Below are 19,853 nucleotides of genomic sequence, written 5' to 3' on the forward strand. Positions count from 1 at the left end.
TGTAGCCGCGCCGCTCAGACCGCCGGCCGCGGGCTGCCCGCCTCGTCCCCGCCGGCCTGCTGCAGCCGCCACATCTGCGCATAGCGCCCGTCCAGCGCCAGCAGCTGCGCATGGTGGCCGCGCTCGATGATGCGGCCGGCCTCCATCACCAGGATCTCGTGCGCGTCGACGATGGTGGAGAGCCGGTGCGCGATCACCAGCACCGTCTTGTTGCGCCCCACCGCCTCCAGCTCGGCCTGGATCGCGCGCTCGTTGCGCGAGTCCAGCGCCGAGGTGGCTTCGTCGAAGATCAAGAGCGGCGGATTCTTCAGCAGGGTGCGCGCGATCGCGACGCGCTGCTTCTCGCCGCCGCTGAGCTTGAGCCCGCGCTCGCCCACCATGGTCTCGTAGCCGCGCGGCATCGCGGCGATGAAGTCGTGGATATGCGCCGCGCGCGCCGCCGCCTCGATCTCCTCGGGCGTGGCGCCGGGCCGGCCGTAGGCGATGTTGTAGGCCACCGTGTCGTTGAACAGCACCGTGTCCTGCGGCACGATGCCGATCGCGCGCCGCAGCGAGCCCTGGCTCACCGCGCGGATGTCTTGCCCGTCGATCGTGACGTGGCCGGCATCGACGTCGTAGAAGCGGTACAGCAGCCGCGCCAGGGTGCTCTTGCCCGAACCGCTGGGGCCGACCACCGCCACCTTCTTGCCGGCCGGGATCTCGAAGCTCAGGTCCTTCAAGATCGGGCGCGCCGCCTCGTAGGCGAAGTCGACATGCTCGAAGCGCACCGCCGCCCCCTCCACCCGCAGCGCCGCGGCGTCGGGCGCATCGGCCACCTCGCGCTCGCGCTCCAGCAGGCCGAACATCTTGTCCAGGTCGGTCAGGCTCTGCTTGATCTCGCGGTAGATCACGCCCAGGAAGTTCAGCGGGATGTAGAGCTGGATCATGAAGGCGTTCACCATCACCAGGTCGCCCAGGGTCATCGTGCCCGCCACCACGCCCTGGGTCGCGCGCCACAGCATCGCCACCAGGGCCAGCGCGATGATCAGCTGCTGGCCGCTGTTCAGGAAGGCCAGGGTGCTCTGCGCCTTCAGCTGGGTGCGGCGCAGCTGCTCCAGACTCTCGTCGTAGCGGCCCGCCTCGAAGTCCTCGTTGTTGAAGTACTTGACCGTCTCGTAGTTCAAGAGCGAGTCGATCGCCTTGCTGTGCGCCACCGAGTCGAGCTCGTTGAGCCGGCGCCGGAACTTGGTGCGCCATTCGGTCACGATCACGGTAAAGCCGATGTAGAACACCAGCGCGCCGAGCGTGATCCAGGCGAACCAGGCGTCGAACTTGTAGGCCAGCAGTCCCAGCACCAGCACCACCTCGATCAGGGTCGGCACGATGCTGTAGAGCGAATAGGAGATCAGCGAATGAACCGCGCGGGTGCCGCGCTCGATGTCGCGCGTCATGCCACCGGTCTGGCGCTCCAGGTGAAAGCGCAGGCTTAAGGCGTGCAGATGGCGGAACACCTGCAGCGAGATCGAGCGTGCCGTGCCCTCGGTGGCCTTCGCGAAGATCAGCTCGCGCGCCTCGGTGAACAGCGAGGTCGACAGGCGCAGCGCCCCATAGGCCAGCAGCAGGCTCAGCGGCACCACCAGCAGTGCCTGCGGGTCGCCGGGCTTCAGGCTCAGGCTGTCCACCAGCGACTTCAGCAGCACCGGCACGCCAACATTGCTGAGCTTGGCCGCCAGCATGAAGCCCAGCGCCAGCCCGACCCTCCAGCGGTAACGCCACAGATAGGGCAGCAGCTTGGCGATCGTGGCCCAGTCGGAGCGCGCCGCGGCTGGCGCGCCCTCGGCGGTGGCGGGAGGCAGCAGGGGGCTGGCGCGGCGGCTGGCTTGTCGCATGTGTTTTTGCTTGGGAGGACGGCGGCAATCAGGGAAAATGCCGGGCAGAACAAGAGTAAAAAGCCATTCTCACCGGGATCCCCCTTTCATGTCCGAACAAGTCCAACAAGCCCCCGCCTCCCCGCGCGAACTGGTGCTGCGCGTGATGCCGATGCCGGCCGACGCCAATGCCAACGGCGATATCTTCGGCGGCTGGATCATGGCCCAGGTCGACTTGGCCGGCTCGGTGCTGCCGGCGCGCATCTCGCGCGGCCGCGTCGCCACCGTGGCCGTCAACGAATTCATCTTCAAGCAGCCGGTCTCGGTCGGCGACCTGCTGAGCTTCTACGCCCAGGTCACCCGCGTCGGCCGCACCTCGGTCACCGTGCATGTCGAGGTGGTCGCCGAGCGCGACCCCGCCAATCCCCATGTGGTCAAGGTCACCGAGGCCAACCTGACCTATGTGGCGATCGACCGCGAGGGCAAGCCCCGCGCCTTCGCCAACCCGGCCTGAAACAGCGCGGCGCGATGCGGCGCAGCGTCCTGATCCTCGGCGGCGGCGCCATCGGCAGCGCCGTCGCGGCCCATCTGGCCGCGCTCGCGCCCGCGCGCTTCGAGATCACGGTGCTGGAGCGCGACCCGGGCTATGCCCTCGCCTCCTCGGCCCGCTCGGCCGCCTCGATCCGCCAGCAGTTCTCGACCCCGCTGAACATCGCGCTGTCCCAGTACGGGCTGCAGGTGCTGCGCGAGCTGGGCCCTCAGGCGGCCCTGGTCGAGCAAGGCTATCTCTACCTGGCCGGCAGCGCGGCCGGCGCCGAGCAGCTGGCCCGCCAGCGGGCACTGCAGGCCGGACTGGGCGCCGACATCGAGCTGCTGGAGCCCGCCGCGCTGGCCGCGCGCTGGCCCTGGCTGCACACGCAAGACCTGACCCTGGGCGCCTGGGGCCGCAGCGGCGAGGGCTGGTTCGACGGCTGGGGCCTGCTGCAGCATTTCCGCCGCCGGGCCCTGGCCGCGGGCGTGCGCTATCTGCCGGCCGAGGCCGCCGCGCTGGAGCGCGAGGCTAGCGGCGCGCTAGCGGGCGTGCGTGGCCGCGACGGCGCCCTGCTGCAGGCCGATCTCTATGTGCTGGCCTGCGGCGCCTGGTCCGGCGCGCTGGCCGCCACCGCGGGCCTGGCCGTGCCGGTGCAGGCCAAGCGGCGCAGCGTCTACGCCTTCCACACGCCGGAGCGCGCCGCCGGCTGCCCGCTGGTGATCGACCCGTCCGGCCTCTGGTTCCGCCCCGAGGGCGCCCATGGCCAGTTCATCTGTGGCGGCCCGCCGCTGGACGCGGCCGATCCCGCCGACCTGCCGCTGGACCCGGAGCCCGAGCTCTTCGAGCAGCGCCTGTGGCCGGCACTGGCCGCGCGCGTGCCCGGCTTCGAGAGCCTGCGCCAGCAGCGCGCCTGGGCCGGCTATTACGAGATGAACGGCTTCGACCACAACGGCCTGGTCGGCCCGCTGGCGGCCTGTCCGAACCTGCTGCTGGCCTGCGGCTTCTCGGGCCATGGGCTGCAGCATGCACCGGGCATCGGCCGCGGCCTGGCCGAGTGGATCGCCTGCGGCGCCTACCAGAGTCTGGACCTGGCGCCGCTGACACCCGACCGCATCGCGGCCGGGCGCCCCTATCTCGAGCTCAATGTGATCTGAGCGCCCGCCGGCCCCGGCTGCTGGGGCTTGCCAGCCGCGCCACCGCGTAGTCTGATCGATCACCGATCCTCCCCGGGAGACCCGTATGGACACTCCAGCATTCGGCCGCCCGCAGCATTTCGTCGTCAGCCATCATGACGAGGCGGCCTTCAAGGGTGGCGGCCTGCGCAGCTATTCGACCTACCGCGATCTCGGCACCGCGGAGGCGACAAGCGGCCTGGTGCGGGCGCATGTGATCCGCATGGTCGCGCCGTTCCGGCCGGAACTGAGCCTGCGCCACCATCACGAGGTCCAGTTCCAGATGGTCTACTGCCTGAAGGGCTGGTTCGAGACCGAGTTCGAGGGCCAGGGCCGGCATCGCCTGCTGGCTGGCTCCTGCTGGGTGCAGCCGCCCAGCATCCGCCACACCGTGGTCGGCTGGTCGGACGACTGCGAGCTGCTGGAGATCCTGATGCCGGCGGAGCACCCGACCGTCAACGATCCCTGAGACAGCCGATCTAGGGCGCGATCTCGAGGATCGCATTGCCGATCAGCGCGCCCTGCTCGACGGCCTCATGCGCGGCCGCGATGCCGGCCAGCGGCCAGCGCCCGCCGATCGTGTGCTGCAACCGGCCCTGCACCAGCAGCCGGCCCAGCCCCGCCACGGCGGCCTCGCGCGCCGCCGGGCTCAGCTCGTAGACGAGGAAGAGCTGCAGGCCGATCGAGCCGAACAGCAGCTGGCGGTAGGGAATCGGGATCTCGGCATAGCTGTTCGAGCCGTAGCTGACCAGCTGCCCATGCGGGCGCAGCACGCCCTCCGACAGCAGGTGCACCGTGGAGGCAAAGTCCGTGTCGATGATGGCGTCGACGCCGCGCCCCGCCGTCAGCTCCAGCAGGCGCGCGCCGACCGCCTCGCGCTTGTAGTCGATCGTGGCGGCGACGCCGGCCCGCTCGGCATGCACGGCCTTGGCCGCGGAGCCCACCGTGCCGATCACCCGCGCGCCGGCCTGCGCGGCCAGCTTGGCGGCGTAATGGCCGACCGAGGACGAGGCGCCGATCACCAGCACCGTCTGGCCCGCCAACTCGCCCAGGCGCTCGACGGCGTGAAAGGCGGTCATCGCCGGGATGCCCAGGCAGGCCCCCGCCGCATCGTCCACCGTATCGGGCAGCGGCACGGCCTGCGCCTCGGGCAGGGCCACATACTCGGCCGCCGTGCCCAGGGTGCGCCGCCACTGCGCGTTCCAGAGCCAGACCCGCTCGCCGATTCGCCGCGCCGAGACGCCGGCGCCGGCGCCGGCGCCGACCGAGTCGATCAGCCCCGCGCCATCGCTGTGCGGCACGACCAGGGGCCCGTCCAGCGGCCGGGCTTGCCGGGTCTTGACGTCCGAAGGGTTGACGCCGGAGCTGCGCAGCCGCACCCGTACCTCGCCCGGCCCCGGCTCGGGTCGTGGCAGTTCGCCAAGCTCCAGCACCTGCCGCGCCGTTGCGCGAACACCAGGCTGCCTGCATGTCGACCTTGCCGCATCAGCTGTCAGGAGCTTGATCCTGAACCGCTGTGCGTCAGGCCGTCAACAGGCCGAGCGCTTGCGCAGGGCCTCGTAGATCAGCAGCGAGGCATGGGCATCGTTGGCCGCGTACTGCAGCTGCTGCGGCGTCAGGCGCGGGTTGGCCCAGTTGGAGGTGGTGGCCTTCTTGGACTTGCTCATGCGCTGGCCCAGCACGATCGCCACCGCCGCCTTCAGGCCGACGGCCTGCTTGAAGCCCAGGCGCCGCACGCTGTACGAGAGGTCGATGGACGCGCCCAGGCGCAGGCCGAAGCGGCGCTGCAGCTGCGGCCGGTCCGAGGCCAGGCCGAAGCCGACCTTGACGATCTCGTCCGACTCGATCACCGCGCGCAGGAAGTCCTCCGCGCCGGGCAGGCTCGTCTGCACGATGAAGGCCTGCTCCCGGGTCGCGAACTGCACCACGTCGGGCCCGGTCTGCGGCGCGCCGGCGACGAAGACCGGCTTGCTCTCGGTATCGAAGCCCACATGGCCGGCGGCGCGCAGCGCGTGCTCGGCGGCCGCGAACTGCGCGGGCTCGCGCAGCAGCTGGATCTGGCCCGGCGCCAGCGCCGGATAGGGTGGCAGGGCCGCGATCTGTTCGGGCGTGGGCCGTTGTTCGAACGGCAGGGGTCGGTCCATCATCGTCGCGAGTCTGTCGGCGGGTTTTACATCCGGCCCGGTGGCGCCTCGGGCGGCCCACACCAAGGCCTTGTTTCCACGACGTTTTTTCCCGTGGGCACACATTATGCGGCGCGGCGCCGTACCGCCTTCAGGGAGAAGCAAGCATGAAGTACGCAGTCGCTCGCTTGTTGTTCGGCGCCGGCCTGGCCTTGAGCCTGCTGAACGCCCAGGCCGCCCCGGTGCCCTCCGGGCTCAGCATCACCGCCTCGGTGGCGCTGGACACGGCCAACTCCTTGGACCCGGTCGGCGGTGCCAGCCAGTCCGGTTCCTTCTTCCACAGCAATGGCAGCCCCGGCAGCGCCGGCTTCAGCAATCTGCCCGGCAGCATGTCGCCCAGCAGCCTCAGCGGCGCCCTGCTGCAGACCGGCGACAGCCTCGGCCTGAGCTTCTCGATGTCCGGCAGCACCAATGACGGCGCCGATGTGCAGACCGATGGCCTGTTCGCCGACTATCTGCTGAGCCTGGTCAACAGCTCGGCCACCGACACCTTCACCCTGCTGTTCCGGGTCTCCGCGCGCAATGCGGTGCAGGCCAGCGGCGCGGACGCCTTCGCCTTCTCGGACCTGAGCGTCAAGGATGCGGGGCTGAACGAGCTGTTCTTCAGCGACTACCGCGCCGACACGCTCAACCCCGGCTCCAACTTCGAGCTGCAGAGCCTCGACGACAGCTTCACCATCGTGCTGGCGCCCGGCCAGAGCACCACGCTCAGCGCGCTGCAGCGCCAGCGCGGCGGCGCCTTCGGCGACGGCGCCGGCAGCTATGGCGCGACATTGGCCAGTTCGATCCTGCTGGAGGAGGTGCGCAGCAGCGGCGGCCCCAACGAGCTGCCACTGCCCGGCAGCCTGCCGCTGGCGCTGCTGGGCCTGCTGAGCGGAGCCTGGGCGCTGCGCCGCCACCACCCGCTTCCCTGACATCCTCGTCGGCAACGCAAGAAAGGTAGTGCGCGTCATGATGAACCAGCCCCTCCCCTCGTCCCTGGTCCGCCCCCTGCAGAGCCTGGCGCTCGGCCTGGGCCTGATGATCGCGGCCGCGCCGGCCCAGGCCTGCTCCGCCGAGCCGCTGCTGGGCTCGATCTGCCTGGTGCCCTACAACTTCTGCCCGCGCGGCTTTGCCGATGCGTCCGGGCAGATCCTGTCGATCGCCCAGAACACGGCGCTGTTCTCGCTGCTGGGCACCACCTACGGCGGCGACGGCCGGGTCACCTTCGCGCTGCCCGACCTGCGCGGACGCGTGCCACTCGGCAGCGGCACCGGGCCGGGACTGGGCCCGATCGACCTCGGCCAGGTCGGCGGCCAGGAGACGGCCCAGCTGACGGTGGCGCAGATGCCCGCGCACAGCCACGGCGCCCAGCTGCGCGGCAGCAGCGCCGCCGGCAACACCGACAGCCCGGCCGGCGCGGTCTCGGCCAAGCTGGCGCGCTCCAATGTCTACAGCAGCGCGGGGCCCGACACCAATATGAGCGCCAGCGCGATCACGGTCGGCAGCGCCGGCAACGGCCAGCCCTTCTCGATCCGCGACCCCTATCTGGGCCTGCGCTACTGCATCGCGATCGAGGGCATCTTCCCCTCGCGCAACTAAGCCCGGCACCGGGGGTGCCGCGATGCACGGCGCCCCGATCGGCTCCTTCTTACTCGAACTTGCTGAAGTCCGGCTGGCGCTTCTGGAAGAAGGCCTGGAAGGCCTCCATCGCCTCGGGGCTGCGCAGGCGCCCGCTGAAGATATCCGCCTCGGTCTTGATCGCCTCGTTCACGGCCTCGCGCTGCGGCGCGCGCATCAGGCGCTTACTCTCGCGCACCGCGCTGGGCGCCAGGGTGTTGAAGCGCTCGGCGACGCGACGCGCATGGTTGACCACCTCGCCGGACGGCAGCACCGCGTTGGCGATGCCGCATTCCACCGCCTGCTCGCCGGTGAAGGGGTCGCCCAGCAGCAGCTTCTCGGCCGCGCGGCGATTGCCCATCAGCTGCGGCACCAGCAGGCTGGAGCCGAACTCCGGCACCAGGCCCAGCGCGACAAAGGGCATCGCCAGGCGGGCATCGTCGGCCACATAGACGAAGTCGCAATGCAGCAGCAGGGTGGTGCCGATGCCGATCGCGGCGCCGGTCACCGCGGCGATCACCGGCTTCTCGCAGGCCAGCAGCGCGCGCATGAACTGGAACACCGGCGCATCGTCGCCGGTGCGCGGGCGGGCCATGAAGTCCTCCAGGTCGTTGCCGGAGGTGAAGATGCCGGGCTGGCCGTAGATCAGGATGGCGCGCACCTCGCCAGCACCGGCGGCGGCGTTGATGGCATCGGCCATCTGCTGGTACATGTCGCCGGTCAGCGCGTTCTTCTTCTCGGGTCGGGCGATTTCGATGCCGGCCACGCCGTTGACGATCGCGGTCTTGATGCTCATGTCGGGGTCTCCTGTGGGAATGGGTGTGATTGTCGGGGCAGCCCGCGGCTTCATCAGGCCGTGGCGGTCAGCGCCTGCACCTGGGTCCAGTGGTTGGCCAGATGCATCAGATGGGCGCGCTGGTATTCGGCACGACTCAGCTCGCCATAGGCGAAATGCGGCCGCAACGCCCCCTTGTGCGTCGCGAAGGCGTCCATCGCATCCAGCAGGCGCTGCACCGAGGCCCGCAGGCTCTGCCGGGGATCCAGCGCCGGCGCGCCGGGGATGGGTTCGGCCAGGTTGTGGCTCATCTGGCCGCGCGCGTCGAACCAGGCGAAGGCGGCGCGGCCGAGGGTCTGCTGGAACAGCGCGCCCTTGGGCTCCGGATAGCCCTGCATCGAGAACTCGATGCTCTGCGCCGCATGCTGCAGCATCTGCGCCAAGCTCCATTGCTCATGCGCCAGATGATGCTGGCGCATCAGCAGCTCCAGCACCGATTCGCGCGCCTGCGGCCAGCCGGCAAAGCCGGGCGACAGCGCGCCCGCGCAGCCGCTCAGGCCCAGGGGGGCGCTCGCGGCGATCAGCAGCTGGCGGCGTCGCATCGCAAGCAGCTCAGGCCAGCCAGGCGGGCACCTGCGGCCACAGGCTGGATTCGAAACCGCGGCGAAAGAAACCGAAATGGCCGATGCGGCGCACGCCCACGTCCTTGGGTGCGATGCGGCGCAGCTCGGGCCGGGCGCCGGCATAGAAGCCGTGCAGCGATTCGGTATTGCGGCGCGACATGAACTCGTCGTCGGTAAAAGCCAGCGACAGCATCGGCGTCGCCAGCGCCGCGTACTGCGCGCGCAGCGCCTCGCCGCCCTCGCCCATCATGTAGCCGGGGTCCAGGCACCAGCGCCGCCATTGCGCCATCACGCCCTTCGGCAGGTCGCCGACCTTGCGCAGCTTGCGGCCCGGGAAATAGCCGAACAGCGGCAGCGCCAGCGGCACGAGCACATACCAGAGCCACCAGACATAGCGCTTCAGGCCCGCGCTGTTCTCGCGCCAGTAGCCGCTGCCGCAGCCCACGGTGACCGCGCGGCTGACGCGCGCGCGGTTCGGCAGCAGGCCGAGGATCTGGCCGCCCAGGCTGTGGCCCAGCCAGTGGATGGGTTTGTGCTCACCGCCCAGCCGGCGCGACAGCTCGTCCAGCGCCGCGCTGGCATCGCGCTCGGCCCAGGTGCGGATGTCCGCATCCAGGCCTTTCAGCGAGCGCTGCATCGCGGCCGGGCGCGAGGCGCCCATGCCGCGGTAATCGAAGCTCAGCACCAGCCAGCCCTGCGCCGCCATCCAGCGCGCGAAGTCCGCGTAGTAGCGCTGCTCGACGCCCATCGCCGGCGCGATCAGCAGCCCGGCCTTGGCCGTGGCCGCATCGCCGTAGCAATGGCCCTTCAGTTCGAAACCGTCGGTCGCTGCAAAGCTGATGATGCTCATCGCGGACTCCCTGCGCTGGAATCAAGACGGCAAGCGCGGCCGGAGCCGCGCCTGCGATCGAACGCTTACAGGCGCTCGATGATGCCGGCTGCGCCCTGGCCGGCGCCGACGCACATGGTCACCATGCCGTACTTGGCGCCGGTGCGGCGCAGGCCATGGATGACCGAAGCCGCGCGGATCGCGCCGGTGGCGCCCAGCGGGTGGCCCAGCGCGATCGCGCCGCCGTTCGGGTTCACCTTGCTGCGGTCCAGCACGATGCCCTTGCTGTCCAGGTCGTTCAGCACGGCCAGCGACTGCGCGGCGAAGGCCTCGTTCAGCTCGATCCAGCCCAGGTCGGCGGCGCTGATGCCGGCCAGCTTCAGCGCGGCGGGGATGGCCTCGATCGGGCCGATGCCCATGATCTCGGGCGGCACGCCGCGCACGGTGAAGCTGACGAAGCGGGCCAGCGGCTTCAGGTCGAAGCGCTTGACCGCGGCTTCCGAGGCCACGATCAGCGCGCCGGCGCCGTCCGAGGTCTGCGAGCTGTTGCCGGCGGTGACGCTGCCCTTGGCGGCGAACACCGGCTTGAGCTTCGCCAGGCCTTCCAGCGAGGTGTCCTTGCGCGGGCCTTCGTCGATGTCGACGACGCGCTTCCTGGTGATCACGCCGTCGCCGCTCAGGTCGGGCTGGCGATCGATCACCTCGAAGGGCGTGATCTCGTCCCTGAAGTGACCGGCCTCGATGGCGGCCAGCGCGCGGCGGTGCGATTCCAGCGAGAAGGCGTCCTGGTCCTCGCGCGAGACCTTCCACTTCTCGGCCACCTTCTCGGCGGTCAGGCCCATGCCGTACGCCAGGCCGATGTTCTCGTCGCGCTCGAAGATCGCGGGCGGGAAGCTGGGCTTGTTGCCGCCCATCGGCACCATCGACATCGACTCGACGCCGCCGGCGATCATCACCTCGGCTTCGCCGACGCGGATGCGGTCCGCCGCCATCGCCAGGGCGGTGATGCCGGAGGCGCAGTAGCGGTTGATCGTCACGCCGCCCACCGTGTTCGGCAGGCCCGACAGCACCGCGGCCACGCGGGCGATGTTCATGCCCTGCTCGCCCTCGGGGAAGGAGCAGCCGATGATCGCGTCCTCGATCACGCTGGGGTCAAGACCCGGCACCTGGGCCAGCGCGGCCTGGATCACGCGCGACAGCATCTCGTCCGGGCGCGTGTTCTTGAAATAGCCGCGGCCCGATTTGCCGATCGGCAGGCGGGTGGCGGCGCAGATGTAAGCTTCTTGAACTTGCTTGCTCATGATGTGATTCCTTGTGGGGCCGCCTGATCAGTTGCGCACCGGCTTGCCGGTCTGCAGCATGCCCATGATGCGTTCCTGGGTCTTCGGGTGCTCCAGCAGCGAGCAGAAATGCTTGCGCTCCAGCGCCATCAGGTATTCCTCGTCGACCAGGGCACCGGCCTCGACCTCGCCGCCGCACAGCACGTCGGCGATCAGCGCGGCCAGGTGGAAGTCATGCTGGCTGATGAAGCCACCATCGCGCATGTTCGCCAGCTGCGCCTTCACGGTGGCGATGCCGGAGCGGCCCGCGACCGGGAACTTGGCCTTCAGTGGCGCGCGGTAGCCGGAGTCGGCCATGGCCTTGACCTGGGCCGAGGCGACGAACAGCAGCTCGTCCTTGTTCGGCACGATGATGTCGCTGTCCAGCAGGTAGCCCAGCTTCTGCGCTTCCAGCGCGGAGGTCGCCACCTTGGCCATCGCGGCGCTGGTGAAGCCGTCCTTCAGGAAGGCGAAGATGTCGGCGTTGGCATTGCCGGCCGCGGCCATCTCGGCGGCGCGGCGCGCGATATAGGTCAGGCCGCCGCCGCCCGGGATCAGGCCGACGCCCACTTCCACCAGGCCGACATAGGACTCCATATGCGCGACGCGGCGGGCGCAATGCACCGCCAGCTCGCAGCCGCCGCCCAGGGCCAGGCCGCGCATCGCGGCGACCACCGGCACATTGGCGTAGCGGATGCGCAGCATCATGTCCTGCAGCTTCTTCTCTTCCGGGGCGATGCCCTTGGCGCCCTTGGTCATGAAGACCGGCATCAGCGCTTCCAGGTTGGCGCCGGCGGAGAACACGTCGTCCGGGCTCCAGATCACCAGGCCCTTGTACTTGGCCTCGGCGATCTCGACGGCCTTCAACAGGCCCTCGGTCACGGTCGGGCTGATCAGGTGCAGCTTGCAGTCGATCGAGGCGATCAGCACCTCGCCGTCCAGCGACCAGACGCGCACTTCCTCGTTCTTGAACTCCTCGGTGCCGGCCTTCAGCGCGGCCACGGCGCCCTCGCCGACCAGGCTTTCCGGGAAGGCCTGGCGCTCATAGACCGGCAGCTTGGCGCGCGGCTTGAACTTGGCCTCGGCGGCGCTCCAGGAACCATTGGCGCTGTGCACGCCGCCGTTCTCGGCCACCGGGCCTTCGAACACCCAGGCGGGCAGCGGCGCGCTGGAGAGGGTCTTGCCGGCGTCGATGTCGGCCTTGACCCATTCCGCCACCTGCTTCCAGCCGGCGGCCTGCCACAGCTCGAACGGGCCCTGTTGCGAGCCGAAGCCCCAGCGCATCGCGAAGTCGATCTCACGCGCTGTGTCGGCCACGGTATCCAGGTGCACGGCCACGTACTGGAAGGAGTCACGCAGGATGGACCACAGGAACTGAGCCTGCGGGTTGCTCGATTCGCGCAGCAGCTTGATGCGGTCCGCGGCCGGCTTCTTTAGCATGCGCGCGACGATCTCGTCGGCCTTCTTGCCGCCGGCAACGTATTCGCCGGTCGCGAAGTCCAGGCGCTGGATGTCCTTGCCGACCTTCTTGTAGAAGCCGGCGCCGCTCTTCTGGCCCAGCGCCCCCTTCTCGATCAGGCCGGCCAGCACCTTGGGCGTGGCGTAGGTCGAATAGAAGGGGTCGTCCTTCAGGTTGTCCTGCATGGTCTTGACGACATGGGCCATCGTGTCCAGGCCCACCACGTCGGCGGTGCGGAAGGTGCCCGAGGAAGCACGGCCCAGCTTCTTGCCGGTCAGGTCGTCGACCACATCGACCGACAGGCCGAACTTCTCGGCCTCGATCATCGTGGCCATCATGCCGGCGATGCCGACGCGGTTGGCGACGAAGTTGGGCGTGTCATTGGCGCGCACGACGCCCTTGCCGACCGCGCTGGTGACGAAGCTCTCCAGCTGGTCGATCACTTCCGGACGCGTGGTCGGCGTGTTGATCAGCTCGACCAGGTACATGTAGCGCGGCGGGTTGAAGAAGTGGATGCCGCAGAAGCGCGGCTTGATAGCCTCCGGCAGCACTTCGCTGAGCTTGGTGATCGACAGGCCCGAGGTGTTGGACGCGACGATCGCATGCGGCGCCACGAAGGGAGCGATCTTGGTGTACAGATCCAGCTTCCAGTCCATGCGCTCGGCGATGGCCTCGATGATCAGGTCGCAGTCGCGCAAAACCTCGAGGTGTTCCTCGTAATTCGCCTGCTGGATCAGCGCGGCGTTCTCCGCCACGCCCAGCGGCGCGGGCTTGAGCTTCTTCAGGCCCTCAACGGCCTTGCCGACGATCCCGTTCTTCGGACCTTCCTTGGCAGGCAGGTCGAACAGCACGACCGGCACCTTGACGTTGACCAGGTGCGCAGCGATCTGCGCGCCCATCACGCCAGCGCCGAGCACGGCGACTTTGCGAACTTGGAATCGACTCATGGTTACTCCAATGACTATCAAGCGGAAAAAAGAAAATCGCGCACCGCCGGCCACCAGGCCTCGGGCTCGTCGCGCAGGCCATGGGTATGGTCGGCGCGCTCCAGGGTCAGGCGCATGACGGCGGCGCCGGCCGGTGCCGCCGCGGCCAGCCGGTCGCCATGGGCCACCGGCGTCCAGCGGTCGCCGCGGCTGTGGATCAGCAGCAGCCGGCTGCCAGCCGGCATCTGCCGGATCGCGAGCTCCGGCCGCAGGCGGCGCTCCGCGGTCGGGGCCAGGTGGCGCCCCAGCTGCAGCACCGCATGGGCGAAGGGGTAGGCCTTCCAGAACATCGGCAGATTCGGCGCGCAGCCCTCGGCGACGATGCGCTCGAAGGGAAAGTCCGCGCGCGGCATCGCGTTGATGATGTTCATCGCGCCGAAGGAAGCGGTCAGCGCATGCACCGGCAGGCCCGGATAGCGCTGGCGCGCCCATTGGCCCACGGCCACGACATCGGCCGGCCAGTCGAAGTTGGTCGACTCGCTCTCGCCAAAGCCGTTGAAATCGAAGGCCAGCACATGAAAGCCCGCCTCCAGCAGGCGCGCGGCATGGCCGTTGCGCAGCCAGAAGCCCTTGCTGGCCAGGCCCATCGGATGGGCGCAGACCACGACGCCGCGTGCCGGCAGCAGCCGGGTCTCGCGCAGCACCGCGGCCAGGCGCGCCTGGCTGCCGCTGGCGATCTGCACGCGCAGCCAGAGCGCCGCGTCGACCGCGCCGGGCCAGCGCCAGGGCTTCATGAAGCGCCCGAAGAAGGGCTTCTTCAGCTGCCGGTGCCAGAACCAGCGCGCACCGGCGTGACCGCCCGTGAGGGCGCCCCAGCCGCGACCTGCATATTCACCCATCGCGGCCCCGCCTTACTCGACGCGGATCCAGGTCTGGGTGCGGCCCAGCATCGGCATGCCGACATAGCCGCGCACCTCGAGCTTCTTGCCGCCGTCGACCGGCTTCAGGCGCACCTTGTAGACCTTGCCGTCCTTCGGGTCGAGGATGTCGCCGCCGTCCCACAGATCGGCGTCGCCGCTGCTCTTCTTGACATTGCGCAGGATGGTCAGGCCCAGCAGGGACTGGTCCTTGCGCTCGTCGGTGCACTTGTCGCACTTGGCGTCCTGCTTGGCAGGATCCATCAGCTTCTCGATCTTGGCGCTGAAGACGCCGCCGGCCTCGCTGATGCGCACCAGGGACTTCTCCTGCTTGGTCTCGTCGTCGATGGTCTTCCACAGCCCGGTGGGCGTGGCCTGGGCCAGGGCGACGCCTGCGAACAGGCTCAGGGTGGTGGCGGCAATCAGCGATTTCATCGGTTTGTCTCCTTGGTTGGCGGTGTGGGCGAGCGGCCGGCTTGTGGTTTTGCTTAGAACAGCGCCTCGTCCATTTCCATCAGCGGCGCCAGGCCGGCGCGGCAGCTGCGGATCAGGCCGGCCGTCTCGGGCAGCAGCTTCGCAAAATAGAAGCGCGCCGTCGAGAGCTTGGCGGTGTAGAAAGGATCGCCCGAGTCCTTCTTCTCCAGCGCGATCTTGGCCATGCGGGCCCAGAAATAGGCGAAGGTCAGATGGCCGACGACGCGCAGGTAGTCCACCGCGGCGGCGCCCACCTCGTCGGGGTTCTGGAAGGCCTTCATGCCGATCTCGGTGGTCAGCTTGGTGACCTTGTCGCCGATGTCGGCCAGCGGGTTGACGAATTCCTGCATCGCCTCGTTGACGCCTTCCTCCTCGACGAACTCGGCGATCTTCTTGCCGAACTTCTTCAGGGTCGCGCCGTTGTTGGCCAGGATCTTGCGGCCCAGCAGGTCCAGCGACTGGATCGTGTTGGTGCCCTCGTAGATCATGTTGATGCGCGCGTCGCGCACGAACTGCTCCATGCCCCACTCGTGGATGAAGCCATGGCCGCCATACACCTGCATGCAGTGCGAGGTGGCGATCCAGCCGTTGTCGGTGATGAAGGCCTTGATGATCGGGGTCAGCAGCGCGACCTCGGCGTCGGCTTCCTTGCGCTCGTCCTCGTCGTCCGAGGCCAGGGCCTTGTCCAGGGTCAGCGCCACATAGGTCGCCAGCGCGCGGCCGCCCTCGGCATAGGCGCGGGCGGTCAGCAGCATCTTGCGCACATCGGGGTGCACGATGATCGGGTCGGCCGGCTTGTCCGGCGCCTTCGGGCCCGACAGCGCGCGCATCTGGATGCGGTCCTTGGCGTAGATCACGGCATTCTGGTAGGCCACCTCGGTCAGGCCCAGCGACTGGTTGCCCACACCCAGGCGGGCGGCGTTCATCATCACGAACATCGCGGCCAGGCCCTTGTTCGGCTGGCCCACCAGGGTGCCGACGGCGCCGTCCAGGATCATCTGCGCGGTGGCGTTGCCATGGATGCCCATCTTGTGCTCGAGACCGCCGCAGTAGATCGGGTTGCGCTCGCCCAGGCTGCCGTCGGCATTGACCTTGAACTTCGGCACCACGAACAGCGAGATGCCCTTCGAGCCCTCGGGCGCGTCCGGCAGGCGGGCCAGCACCAGGTGGATGATGTTGTCGGCCATGTCATGTTCGCCGGCCGAGATGAAGATCTTCTGGCCGGTGATCTTGTAGCTGCCGTCCGGCAGCGGCTCGGCCTTGCTGCGCAGCAGGCCCAGGTCGGTGCCGCAATGCGGCTCGGTCAGGCACATGGTGCCGGTCCATTCGCCGCTGGTCAGCCTGGGCAGGTAGGTCGCCTTCTGCTCCGGCGTGCCATGGGCATGCAGGGCCTCGTAGGCGCCATGGCTCAGGCCCGGGTACATGGTCCAGGCCTGGTTGGCCGAGTTCATCATCTCGTACAGGCACTGGTTCAGCATCACCGGCAGGCCCTGGCCGCCATGCGCGGGGTCGCAGGACAGCGCGGGCCAGCCGCCTTCCACGTACTGCTTGTAGGCTTCCTTGAAGCCCTTGGGCGTCGTGACCTCATGCGTGCTCTTGTCCAGCTTGCAGCCCTCGGCATCGCCCGAGAGATTCAGCGGCGCGATCACTTCCGAGGCGAACTTGCCACCCTCTTCCAGCACCGCATTGATGGTGTCGGCGTCGATGTCCGCATGGGCGGGCAGCAGCTTCAGCTCGTCGACCACGTTCAGCAGCTCGTGCATCACGAACTTCATGTCGCGCAGCGGCGGGTTGTACTGGGGCATCTCTTACTCCTCGGTTTGGGTTCAGGTGGCGCTGCGCTGGGACTTCTTCGCAGCAGCGGCGGATTTGGGGGCGGGTGCCGCGCTGCCGGCCTGCAGGCCTTCGGGCGTGGCATAGAAATTCACGATGCGCTCGAAGCCGACGCCCGCGCGCGCCAGCGCGCCGGGGCGGCGCATGAAGCGCGCGTCATGGTGCAGCGACAGGATCAGGCCGTGCAGCTCGAACAGGATCTGGTCCACATCGGCGTCGGTGCGCAGATGGCCGGCCTGCTTGGCCAGCACGATCGCTTTCTCCAGCGCCGCGTGCCAGGCCTTGACCATGGTCACCAGCGCGTCGCGCACCGGGCCGGGCCGGTCGTCGAACTCGACCGCGCCGCTGATGTAGATGCAGCCCGAGTCGATCTCGACCGAGACGCGTCGCACCCAGCGCTCGTACAGCGCGCGCAGGCGCGGCAGGCCGCGCGGCTCGCGGATCGCCGGGAAGAACACCTCTTCCTCGAACTTGGCGTGGTACTCGGTCACCACCGCGATCTGCAGCTCCTCGCGCGAGCCGAAATGGGCGAACACGCCCGACTTGCTCATCTTGGTCACGTCGGCCAGCGCGCCGATCGACAGGCCCTCCAGCCCCATGTGCGAGGCCAGGCCCAGCGCCGCCTCCAGGATCACGGCGCGGGTCTGCTGGCCCTTCTGCAGCGAGCGCGCGCCACGGCGGGCGGCGGCGGCATCGGCGGCAGGGGTCTTGGGCTGCGGATCGGACAGGGCGGACACGGTGGGCTTCTTGGGCGTCGGGAGCCGAATAATAAAACGAACGATCGTTCTATTTTGCAGAAATCGCAAGAAAGTCGTGCCGCTTTGTGAAGGCTTTTTTAGGGGTGGCCGCCTAGAAGCCCGCGCCGGGCAAGAACTCTGGTGCTTTGCGATGACACCCTGTTGACGACGTGGCGCCGGCCGCACAGCGGGCATGAATGCTGCTAGCGCACTTGAGTCGATACCCTGGGATGCAGTACCCTGCGACCTGGAGGTCAACGCTGTGGATGTTCTTCAACTGGATGTCTCCGGCCGGCCGCAAGCCTGGATCACGACCAAGGACGCCGCCGTGATCTACGCCAGCGACGGCGTGGCCTGGACTCTGGGCAACCCCTGCCATGTGATGCGCGGCGGCCTGCAGCGCCGTACCGGCATGCAGTCCCGCATCGAGGTGCACCCGATCATCGCGGTGCGCGGCACCGTCCCCAGCCGCGCCTGGCGCCAGACCCCGGCGCTCTCCAACCCCAAGCTGTTCGTGCGCGACCGCTATGTCTGCGCCTACTGCGGCCACAGCTTCCATGTCGACGACCTGACCCGCGAGCACATCGTGCCCACCTCGCGCGGCGGCGCCGACAGCTGGATGAACTGCATCACCGCCTGCCGCGGCTGCAATGGCCGCAAGGGCAGCCGCCTGCCCGAGGAGGCGCGCATGAGCCTGATGTACCTGCCCTATGTGCCCAGCCTGCACGAGGACATGATCCTGCGCGGCCGCCGCATCCTGGCCGACCAGATGGAATTCCTGCTCGCCAGCGTGCCGCGCAGCAGCCGCCTGCACGCGTAAAGAGTTGTTGCAGGCCGGGCGGCCCCGGTCAACGGCCGCACAATCGGGTCCGTTGGGCATGCTGTTCGCCCGAGGAGAGTTACACATGATGACCCGCAAGCTTCTGATCGCCGCCAGCGTGCTGGCCCTGGCCGCCTGTTCCACCACCAGCCCCGACGTGATCCAGCGCGGCGACGCGCAGCGCCTGTCCCAGGTGCAGGACGCCACCGTGCTGTCGGTGCGTCCGGTCACGGTCGACGGCTCGCAGAGCGGCGCCGGCGCGGTGGCCGGTGGCGTGGTCGGCGCGGTGGCCGGTTCCGGCGTTGGCGGCCGGCGCGAGGGCCAGATCGTCGGCGTGCTGGGCGCGGTGGCCGGTGCGGCGCTGGGCAATGTGATCGAGCGCAATGTCACCAGTGAATCCGCGGTCGAGGTGCTGGTGCAGCTGCGCAACGGCGAGCGCCGCGCGATCGTGCAGGCCAAGGGCAACGAGACCCTGAACCCCGGCGAGGCCGTGATCCTGGTCACCACCGGCGGCAAGACCCGCGTCACCCGCGCCCCGGCGATCACCGCGCCGGCGGCCGACTCCAAGAGCTGATCAAGCACTGATCAGGCGCCGCAACGCGCCAGCCAGCCCAGCAGGCCGTCCAGCACGGCCCGCGGCTGTTCCAGGGTCAGCATATGGCCGCAGTCCGGCAGCAGGCTTAGCTCGGCGCCGGCGATGCCCGCGGCCAGCTCGCGCGCCTGCTCCGGCGGCGTGAACCGGTCGTCCAACCCGCCCATCACCCGGGTCGGGCAGTCCACGCCGGCCAGCAGCGGCCGCAGATCGGCGCGCCGCGTCACCAGCTCGTTCTGCCGGATCAGCTCGGCCGGCCCGCAGCGCTGCAGCATCGCCAGAAAGCCCTGCACCAGCGCCGCATCGGCGCGGGCGCCCGCGTGCAGCGCAAAGTCCAGGTTCGCCTGCATCACCGCGTCGAAGCGCCCGGCCCGCATCGCCGCAATGCCCTCGGCGCGCTGGGCCAGGCGCTCGGGCGCGTCCGGCCGCGCCGAGCTGCCCAGCAACGCCAGCCCGCGCACCCGCCGCGGCGCCAGGGCCTGCACCTGCAGCGCCAGCATCGCGCCCATCGAGGCGCCGCACAGCAGCAGAGGCCCGGGCCGTTGCGCCAGCAGCGCCGCGGCCATCGCCTCCAGGCTGGGGTGGTGGAAATGCAGGTCCGAGACCCAGACCGGCAGCCGCGCCGCCAGCGCCGGCAGTTGCGCGCCCCAGACATGGGCATCGCAGCCCAGGCCGGGCAGCAGCACGAGGGTGGCATCTTGCATGATGGACCCAGCATAGCGGGTCAGGTCTTGCCCGCAGACACCCGTGCCGCGGCCGGGTCTATGCTGGCTCCGTCCCTCACCTCACAAGGAGACGCCACCATGCCCACGTCGTTCACCCCGCTGCTGGCCCTGATCGGCCGCATCCTGCTGGCCCTGATGTTCGTGCTGGCCGGCCCCGGCAAGATCAGCGGCGCCGAAGGCACGGCCGCCTTCATGGCCAGCGCCGGCCTGCCGGCCAGCGCGCCGCTGGCGATGCTGGTCGGCGCCTTCGAGCTGCTGGCCGGGCTGGCCCTGATCGCCGGCTTCAAGGCGCGCTGGGCCGCATTGGCCCTGGCCCTGTTCACCCTGGCCGCCAGCTTCCTGTTCCACGGCTACTGGGCCAAGCCGCCCGAGCAGCAGATGGTGCAGCAGCTGCTGTTCATGAAGAACATCGCGGTGGTCGGCGGCCTGCTGCTGCTGGCCGCCTTCGGACCCGGCGCCTGGAGCGTCGACAAGCGCTGACCTCGGCCGAA

At 69.5% G+C, this 19,853-nt stretch carries 21 protein-coding genes; 8 read left to right on the forward strand and 13 right to left on the reverse strand.

Translation table 11 applies throughout. The annotated features are described in order from the left end of the window. Positions 1-14 precede the first annotated feature (14 nt). Positions 15-1,868 (reverse strand): ABC transporter ATP-binding protein/permease, encoded by a 1,854-nt coding sequence (locus G8A07_RS22175; RefSeq protein ID WP_195794119.1) that lies wholly within the window; start codon positions 1,866-1,868, stop codon positions 15-17. A gap of 88 nt (positions 1,869-1,956) precedes the next feature. Here G8A07_RS22175 and G8A07_RS22180 point away from each other — a divergent pair, with 88 nt between their 5' ends. From G8A07_RS22180 to G8A07_RS22190, 3 genes are all read left to right on the forward strand, one after another. Then, positions 1,957-2,361 (forward strand): acyl-CoA thioesterase, encoded by a 405-nt coding sequence (locus tag G8A07_RS22180; RefSeq protein WP_195794120.1) that lies wholly within the window; start codon positions 1,957-1,959, stop codon positions 2,359-2,361. Positions 2,362-2,375: 14 nt separating this feature from the next. Then, on the forward strand, positions 2,376-3,533 hold the full coding sequence (locus G8A07_RS22185) for an FAD-binding oxidoreductase (protein WP_195794121.1): 1,158 nt from the start codon (positions 2,376-2,378) through the stop codon (positions 3,531-3,533). 85 nt (positions 3,534-3,618) lie between these two features. Next, complete coding sequence (locus G8A07_RS22190; RefSeq protein ID WP_195794122.1) at positions 3,619-4,020, forward strand: cupin domain-containing protein; 402 nt, start codon at positions 3,619-3,621, stop codon at positions 4,018-4,020. Between the two features lie 10 nt (positions 4,021-4,030). On the opposite strand, the gene G8A07_RS22195 is transcribed toward G8A07_RS22190, so the two are convergent. Then, positions 4,031-4,984 carry an NADPH:quinone reductase gene (locus G8A07_RS22195; RefSeq protein ID WP_249937094.1) on the reverse strand — a complete coding sequence of 318 codons (954 nt, stop codon included), beginning with the start codon at positions 4,982-4,984 and terminating at the stop codon, positions 4,031-4,033. A 96-nt stretch (positions 4,985-5,080) separates the two neighbouring features. Beyond that, positions 5,081-5,698, reverse strand: coding sequence for a 3'-5' exonuclease (locus tag G8A07_RS22200; RefSeq protein ID WP_195794123.1), 618 nt, complete (start codon positions 5,696-5,698; stop codon positions 5,081-5,083). Between the two features lie 143 nt (positions 5,699-5,841). On the opposite strand from G8A07_RS22200, the gene G8A07_RS22205 reads away from it, so the two are divergent. Together G8A07_RS22205 and G8A07_RS22210 are read left to right on the forward strand one after the other, a co-directional pair. Then, positions 5,842-6,648: a hypothetical protein gene (locus G8A07_RS22205; protein WP_195794124.1), complete on the forward strand. Its 807-nt coding sequence runs from the start codon at positions 5,842-5,844 to the stop codon at positions 6,646-6,648. A 37-nt stretch (positions 6,649-6,685) separates the two neighbouring features. Next, positions 6,686-7,315: a phage tail protein gene (locus G8A07_RS22210; RefSeq protein ID WP_249937095.1), complete on the forward strand. Its 630-nt coding sequence runs from the start codon at positions 6,686-6,688 to the stop codon at positions 7,313-7,315. Between the two features lie 49 nt (positions 7,316-7,364). Here the strand turns inward: G8A07_RS22210 and G8A07_RS22215 are convergent, their stop codons facing one another. The 9 genes from G8A07_RS22215 to G8A07_RS22255 form a co-directional block, all read right to left on the reverse strand. Then, entirely contained in the window at positions 7,365-8,129 is a 765-nt protein-coding gene (locus tag G8A07_RS22215) for an enoyl-CoA hydratase (RefSeq protein ID WP_195794125.1), read from the reverse strand. A gap of 53 nt (positions 8,130-8,182) precedes the next feature. Beyond that, the gene (locus G8A07_RS22220) at positions 8,183-8,710 is read right to left on the reverse strand and encodes a DUF1569 domain-containing protein (RefSeq protein ID WP_195794126.1); all 528 of its coding nucleotides are present in this window, start codon (positions 8,708-8,710) and stop codon (positions 8,183-8,185) included. 10 nt (positions 8,711-8,720) lie between these two features. After that, positions 8,721-9,581 (reverse strand): alpha/beta fold hydrolase, encoded by an 861-nt coding sequence (locus G8A07_RS22225; RefSeq protein WP_195794127.1) that lies wholly within the window; start codon positions 9,579-9,581, stop codon positions 8,721-8,723. 65 nt (positions 9,582-9,646) lie between these two features. Next, positions 9,647-10,861: an acetyl-CoA C-acyltransferase gene (locus G8A07_RS22230; RefSeq protein ID WP_195794128.1), complete on the reverse strand. Its 1,215-nt coding sequence runs from the start codon at positions 10,859-10,861 to the stop codon at positions 9,647-9,649. A gap of 27 nt (positions 10,862-10,888) precedes the next feature. Next, positions 10,889-13,285 (reverse strand): 3-hydroxyacyl-CoA dehydrogenase/enoyl-CoA hydratase family protein, encoded by a 2,397-nt coding sequence (locus G8A07_RS22235; RefSeq protein WP_195794129.1) that lies wholly within the window; start codon positions 13,283-13,285, stop codon positions 10,889-10,891. A 17-nt stretch (positions 13,286-13,302) separates the two neighbouring features. Then, entirely contained in the window at positions 13,303-14,163 is an 861-nt protein-coding gene (locus tag G8A07_RS22240; RefSeq protein WP_195794130.1) for an alpha/beta hydrolase, read from the reverse strand. A gap of 12 nt (positions 14,164-14,175) precedes the next feature. Next, on the reverse strand, positions 14,176-14,616 hold the full coding sequence (locus tag G8A07_RS22245; RefSeq protein ID WP_195794131.1) for a DUF2147 domain-containing protein: 441 nt from the start codon (positions 14,614-14,616) through the stop codon (positions 14,176-14,178). A gap of 53 nt (positions 14,617-14,669) precedes the next feature. Beyond that, the gene (locus G8A07_RS22250) at positions 14,670-16,460 is read right to left on the reverse strand and encodes an acyl-CoA dehydrogenase C-terminal domain-containing protein (RefSeq protein WP_195794132.1); all 1,791 of its coding nucleotides are present in this window, start codon (positions 16,458-16,460) and stop codon (positions 14,670-14,672) included. 21 nt (positions 16,461-16,481) lie between these two features. Continuing rightward, positions 16,482-17,216 (reverse strand): TetR/AcrR family transcriptional regulator, encoded by a 735-nt coding sequence (locus G8A07_RS22255; protein WP_249937380.1) that lies wholly within the window; start codon positions 17,214-17,216, stop codon positions 16,482-16,484. A gap of 271 nt (positions 17,217-17,487) precedes the next feature. Here G8A07_RS22255 and G8A07_RS22260 point away from each other — a divergent pair, with 271 nt between their 5' ends. Next, entirely contained in the window at positions 17,488-18,045 is a 558-nt protein-coding gene (locus G8A07_RS22260) for an HNH endonuclease (protein WP_195794134.1), read from the forward strand. Positions 18,046-18,130: 85 nt separating this feature from the next. After that, the gene (locus tag G8A07_RS22265; protein ID WP_249937096.1) at positions 18,131-18,619 is read left to right on the forward strand and encodes a glycine zipper 2TM domain-containing protein; all 489 of its coding nucleotides are present in this window, start codon (positions 18,131-18,133) and stop codon (positions 18,617-18,619) included. 11 nt (positions 18,620-18,630) lie between these two features. Here G8A07_RS22265 and G8A07_RS22270 read toward each other — a convergent pair whose 3' ends face one another. Beyond that, positions 18,631-19,341: an alpha/beta fold hydrolase gene (locus G8A07_RS22270; protein ID WP_195794135.1), complete on the reverse strand. Its 711-nt coding sequence runs from the start codon at positions 19,339-19,341 to the stop codon at positions 18,631-18,633. Between the two features lie 99 nt (positions 19,342-19,440). On the opposite strand from G8A07_RS22270, the gene G8A07_RS22275 reads away from it, so the two are divergent. Beyond that, positions 19,441-19,842 (forward strand): DoxX family protein, encoded by a 402-nt coding sequence (locus tag G8A07_RS22275; protein ID WP_195794136.1) that lies wholly within the window; start codon positions 19,441-19,443, stop codon positions 19,840-19,842. Positions 19,843-19,853 lie beyond the last annotated feature (11 nt).

Origin of the sequence: Roseateles sp. DAIF2, assembly GCF_015624425.1 — a bacterium.
Taxonomy (GTDB): domain Bacteria; phylum Pseudomonadota; class Gammaproteobacteria; order Burkholderiales; family Burkholderiaceae_C; genus Kinneretia.

Bases quoted from the DNA above. Each gene is read 5' to 3' on its own strand.
- G8A07_RS22175 (WP_195794119.1), bottom strand. From the start codon at position 1,868: ATGCGACAAGCCAGCCGCCGCGCCAGCCCCCTGCTGCCTCCCGCCACC.
- G8A07_RS22180 (WP_195794120.1), top strand. From the start codon at position 1,957: ATGTCCGAACAAGTCCAACAAGCCCCCGCCTCCCCGCGCGAACTGGTG.
- G8A07_RS22185 (WP_195794121.1), top strand. From the start codon at position 2,376: ATGCGGCGCAGCGTCCTGATCCTCGGCGGCGGCGCCATCGGCAGCGCC.
- G8A07_RS22190 (WP_195794122.1), top strand. From the start codon at position 3,619: ATGGACACTCCAGCATTCGGCCGCCCGCAGCATTTCGTCGTCAGCCAT.
- G8A07_RS22200 (WP_195794123.1), bottom strand. From the start codon at position 5,698: ATGATGGACCGACCCCTGCCGTTCGAACAACGGCCCACGCCCGAACAG.
- G8A07_RS22205 (WP_195794124.1), top strand. From the start codon at position 5,842: ATGAAGTACGCAGTCGCTCGCTTGTTGTTCGGCGCCGGCCTGGCCTTG.
- G8A07_RS22210 (WP_249937095.1), top strand. From the start codon at position 6,686: ATGATGAACCAGCCCCTCCCCTCGTCCCTGGTCCGCCCCCTGCAGAGC.
- G8A07_RS22215 (WP_195794125.1), bottom strand. From the start codon at position 8,129: ATGAGCATCAAGACCGCGATCGTCAACGGCGTGGCCGGCATCGAAATC.
- G8A07_RS22220 (WP_195794126.1), bottom strand. From the start codon at position 8,710: ATGCGACGCCGCCAGCTGCTGATCGCCGCGAGCGCCCCCCTGGGCCTG.
- G8A07_RS22225 (WP_195794127.1), bottom strand. From the start codon at position 9,581: ATGAGCATCATCAGCTTTGCAGCGACCGACGGTTTCGAACTGAAGGGC.
- G8A07_RS22230 (WP_195794128.1), bottom strand. From the start codon at position 10,861: ATGAGCAAGCAAGTTCAAGAAGCTTACATCTGCGCCGCCACCCGCCTG.
- G8A07_RS22235 (WP_195794129.1), bottom strand. From the start codon at position 13,285: ATGAGTCGATTCCAAGTTCGCAAAGTCGCCGTGCTCGGCGCTGGCGTG.
- G8A07_RS22240 (WP_195794130.1), bottom strand. From the start codon at position 14,163: ATGGGTGAATATGCAGGTCGCGGCTGGGGCGCCCTCACGGGCGGTCAC.
- G8A07_RS22245 (WP_195794131.1), bottom strand. From the start codon at position 14,616: ATGAAATCGCTGATTGCCGCCACCACCCTGAGCCTGTTCGCAGGCGTC.
- G8A07_RS22250 (WP_195794132.1), bottom strand. From the start codon at position 16,460: ATGCCCCAGTACAACCCGCCGCTGCGCGACATGAAGTTCGTGATGCAC.
- G8A07_RS22265 (WP_249937096.1), top strand. From the start codon at position 18,131: ATGATGACCCGCAAGCTTCTGATCGCCGCCAGCGTGCTGGCCCTGGCC.
- G8A07_RS22270 (WP_195794135.1), bottom strand. From the start codon at position 19,341: ATGCAAGATGCCACCCTCGTGCTGCTGCCCGGCCTGGGCTGCGATGCC.
- G8A07_RS22275 (WP_195794136.1), top strand. From the start codon at position 19,441: ATGCCCACGTCGTTCACCCCGCTGCTGGCCCTGATCGGCCGCATCCTG.